Origin of the sequence: Lentibacillus sp. (assembly GCF_035301925.1) — a bacterium.
Classification (GTDB): Bacteria; Bacillota; Bacilli; order Bacillales; family Amphibacillaceae; genus Lentibacillus.
This window is the reverse complement of record NZ_DATGTI010000027.1, coordinates 1-4,314: the sequence shown is the minus strand read 5'-3', so window position 1 is coordinate 4,314 and position 4,314 is coordinate 1. Positions and strand designations below refer to the sequence as shown.

The following is a 4,314-nucleotide window of genomic DNA, read 5'->3' as shown; positions in this document are numbered from 1 at the left end:
CGCATTAATAGGAAGTTATCCGATGATGACAGAAGCCGAGACAGACAAGGTGATCAAACAGTGGGTTCTTATTGCTAATGGTGTTTTCTGGGGTATTAAATTGTATGAAGGAAGGGATTTTACGGAACAGGTGGAATTAGCAGACCAAATGATCCTAACCTTGTTTCATGATCTTGAAAGAAAATACGGGAGAATAAGAGATGAATGGTTGACTGAATATTTTGAATGATAGTATAACAATTCATTGTTATTCAGTCATTTTTAGACATAAACATATTCCTTTCGAATAACCTGAGTAATCTTCTGCTCTTACTATACCGCCCAGAATGAGTGATAGTCCATTATAAATATAATTATTTTGAATTTTTCTATAGCGTTTTGTTTTGTTCTTCTGAAATCGTCAGCGGAGGTGGTTTCTCATAAGTTCCTAACTGCGTGTATCATATTCGGTGCCATGGATCCCTAAATGTTTCAAATCCATTTACCATGACGTCCTCTAAATCGGTTTCCAAATTTAATCCATCATTGTTTTTTGCTATAGCATAGTTGGAGGAAAAAATAAGAATCGAGTAGGGATTAATCACCCACCCGATTCAAAAAACATTTTTTCCATGATGAGAACGGGTAGTTAGCTGTAGCCAATAATTCTTATTAGTTATGCTCAGTGGTGGCCATTGCTCCTTTATTGTCTAATAACTAGAATCAATCAAAGGGATAAATGCCTGCTTTGTAACATCAACCAACCCAAGATCGGTTATACGGATTTCAGGAATGACTGATAAAGTTAGAGACGACAGGGCCATTGATGGGGAACGCCGGCCCACTTGTACGCCCATGCTTTTTGCTGCTTCATTAAATCTCTCAATTTTTGGTGCCAGTTCTTCAATTGGTTCTGCCGCCATCAAGCCGGCAATCGGCAAATTAATTTGTGCTTTAACATCACCGTCTTCTACGAGACATAGACCACCGCCGGATTGCTCAAGTCGTTTTGCAGCCAGAAGCATGTCGCGTGCATTTGTGCCTGCCACCACTAGGTTATGGCTATCGTGTGCCACGGTTGTCGCGTAGGCGCCTTTTTTCAGCCCTGCATTTCTCAGGACGCCGACGAAGGGTTTACGATTTTGACCGTGGCGACCCGTGACGGAAACTAACACGTAATCGTTCGGGAGTGTTTCAATATGCCCTTCAGTGACTTTCAATTCCAAAGTGCCTTTTTGGGTTGTACCGATATCTGTCATTTCCATTGTGTTGACCGTGACCATTCCGTCTTTGACTGATGAGTGGATTTGGAAATCCTCCTCTGTCAGTTCCGGCAGGCGCATGGTATTTTTATCAAGCGGGGGTATGCTACTTTCGATATCCACGACAACTTCTCCTTCTTTTACCATCAGGTCACCTTGAATAAAGACATCATCAATCTGCATAGTCTCCAGTGAATTCACCAGGGAAAAATCAGCAATATAACCGGGAGCAATGGCACCACGATCGCTGAGACTATAGCGGATTGCACCATTTAGTGATGCGTAGCGGATAGCGAGCGGTGCTGGGATGCCTTCCTCGATGCAGCGTTGGATAACACGATTCATCTGTCCATTATTTTGCATATCATTCGGTTCTACATCATCTGTGCACATGGCAATATTGGAAGCGTGTGGCACAACTTCCCACGCTTTGGCGGCGATATCGGCAAATTGGCTCACGCTGGATTCCCGTATATAGATCAGCATGCCGGCTCGCAGTTTTTCAATGATTTCATCCGGTGTCCGGCTTTCGTGATCAGAATTCACACCGGCAGCCAGATACGCATGCAAATCCCGGCCGGTTACTCGAGGCAAATGACCTTCATTCAGGACACCCTTATTGAGCCCTTTTTGGACAATACCAGCCATCCGATCGCTTTGTTTGATCACACCGATATAATCCATCAGTTCAGCAATTCCCACAACACCTGGCATGTCGAGAAGCGAGTCGATGTCATCCGGGCCAAATGAAGCACCAGCTGTTTCCATCCCCGGTACTGCCGGCACGGAGGAGGGAATAGTGGTCAGAATTTGGACAGGAAGATTCCTGCTGGCGTTTATCATGTATTCAACGCCTTCTGCTCCCATTACATTACCAATCTCGTGTGGATCAATAATGGCTGTCGTTGTACCGCGCTGCAGCAATGCTCGGGCAAACATATCTGGAGTGACCATCGTGCTTTCGATGTGTACATGACAGTCGATAAAACCGGGTACAGCATATTTCCCTGTCCCGTCGACTTCGGCATCTCCTTCCATATTGAAAAGAGGCTTGCCATTTTCATAACGGGCTATCGCACTGAAACGGTCTTCCTTGATTCCGATATCAGCAGTATAAATTTCAGCGGTAAATACGTTGACAAGCTGGGTTTTCCGAATCACTGTATCCATCCGCTCATCACCGCGTGCCGCTGCGACAATATGTTTACGTGTATGCATGATTCGTACTCCTTTCGATTATTGATTTGCTAGTGTTATAAAATAAATGACCAGTGGTATCAGTAGGATATATAACCCTGGATGAACTTCTTTATAGCGACCGGATAAACTCTTGACCACTACATAAATGATAATCCCGGCTGCGATGCCATTCCCGAAGTTGAAAGTGAAAATTGTAATGACAATTGTCATAAATGCTGGAAGCGATTCGGTTGTATCCTGAAAGTTGATGTTTTTGACGGACGCAAGCATTGTTAGCCCAACCAGAATCAATGCCGGCGCAGTGGCTTCTGTTGGAATAATCATAATCAGCGGCGTCACAAACAAAGTTAAGAGAAATAACAAGCCTGTTGTAACAGCGGTTAATCCTGTGCGTCCTCCTGCTTCCACACCAGTGGCAGATTCTACATAAGTTGTCATAACGGGCACGGAAAATAGTGACCCTAGTGTAGTACCGCCAGCATCGATAAGAAAAGGCTTGTCTATACGAGGCAGGTTGCCATTTTTATCAAGCATGTTTCCTTTTCCCGCAACGCCAAGCATCGTCCCCAAACTTGAGAAAAAATCAGGTACAAAAAATGCGAGTAAAAAAGGAAAGTACTCAATCTTTAATGCTTCCAGGATATCCAGTTGAAATAATACGCGACCAGGACTCTCTGGAAGTGAAAAAATAGAATCTGGTATCTGGGTAACACCCATCGGGATGCCAATCACCGTTACCGCTATGATGCCAATCAAAAGATGCCCCCGTACATTCCGTGCTAAAAGCACACTCATAATGAAAAAACCAATCAGCGCCAGAATAGCACTCGAAGTACCGATATCGCCTAGCTGCAAGGAATTCGAGTCTTCACTTGCAACGACAAGCCCGGCATTGCGGAAACCAATTAAGGCAATGAATAACCCGACGCCTGCACCAATCGATAGTTTGATTGCAGGCGGGATAAGCCGGACAATAAGCTGACGTAATCCAAATACGGTGAATAAAATAAACAAAATCCCGGAAATGAAAACCATCCCTATCGCAATCTGCCATGGGATGCCTTCAGCAACGACCAAAGTTACAGCTAGGAATGCGACTGAGCCGAGCCCTGGAGCAAGCGCAAATGGGCGGTTGCTGTATATGCCCATCATAATGGTGACGATACCTGTCATAAGAATGACCGAAACGGTTACGGGTCCCTTGGGAATACCGGCTTCTTCCAGCATTCCCGGAACGATGATTAACACATACAGCATTGTCATAAAAATGGTTAATCCAGCTGTGAATTCAGTTTTAACATTTGAGTTATGCTCGGATAGCTGGAAAAATTTATCCAATTTTTTTAATTGATGCAAGGTGTCACACTCCTTTATACTTTAATCCACAGTTCGGCTTTTACTATGGGAATGAGGTAGAGTTGCTCAGACCATATTACTGAGGATATACAAATTCAGAGTTATTTTAATATGCTGATAATATAGCAGAATGACAGAAGACTTTCAAGAGTACACAAGAACGGTTGAGACTTGTATTTTTTAAAGTTCGGTTTTTATATGTGGCCACACAATTTCGGTAAAGGTCAGGCTGTTTTAAATTTCTAAAATTGAAGGGTTATGTCGAGGAGTCGAATGAAGGAGTAACGCTCTGAAAGGCTCTCCCTGCATCGAATAGCACGCTGTTTAGTAAGAAATCGTGTGTTATAAGTTCGGCTAATAGGTACGAAAATTTACCGTAACAGTCCAGCTGACGAAAGCCTACCCGATGGGTGGTGTAAATCATGGTGCTTGGGTTGGACAGATATGGTGAGAATGCAGTGAAATAGAATAAGTTACTATTGCTGAACGCACTTCTTTGGATGCAGGAAGCTGGTTT

At 43.7% G+C, this 4,314-nt stretch carries 3 protein-coding genes; 1 reads left to right on the top strand and 2 read right to left on the bottom strand.

Annotation, left to right across the window (positions count from 1 at the left end):
- A partial coding sequence (locus VK080_RS02620) for a hypothetical protein (RefSeq protein WP_324223246.1) occupies window positions 1-229 on the top strand: 229 nt, incomplete at its 5' end.
- Between the two features lie 460 nt (window positions 230-689).
- Here VK080_RS02620 and VK080_RS02615 read toward each other — a convergent pair.
- Window positions 690-2,459 carry an adenine deaminase gene (locus tag VK080_RS02615; protein ID WP_324223245.1) on the bottom strand — a complete coding sequence of 590 codons (1,770 nt, stop codon included), beginning with the start codon at window positions 2,457-2,459 and terminating at the stop codon, window positions 690-692.
- 18 nt (window positions 2,460-2,477) lie between these two features.
- Window positions 2,478-3,797 (bottom strand): NCS2 family permease, encoded by a 1,320-nt coding sequence (locus VK080_RS02610; RefSeq protein WP_324223244.1) that lies wholly within the window; start codon window positions 3,795-3,797, stop codon window positions 2,478-2,480.
- Window positions 3,798-4,314 lie beyond the last annotated feature (517 nt).

What these genes read in the sequence shown, in the direction of transcription:
- VK080_RS02615 (WP_324223245.1), bottom strand. Translation starts at nt 2,459, where the DNA reads ATGCATACACGTAAACATATTGTCGCAGCGGCACGCGGTGATGAGCGG.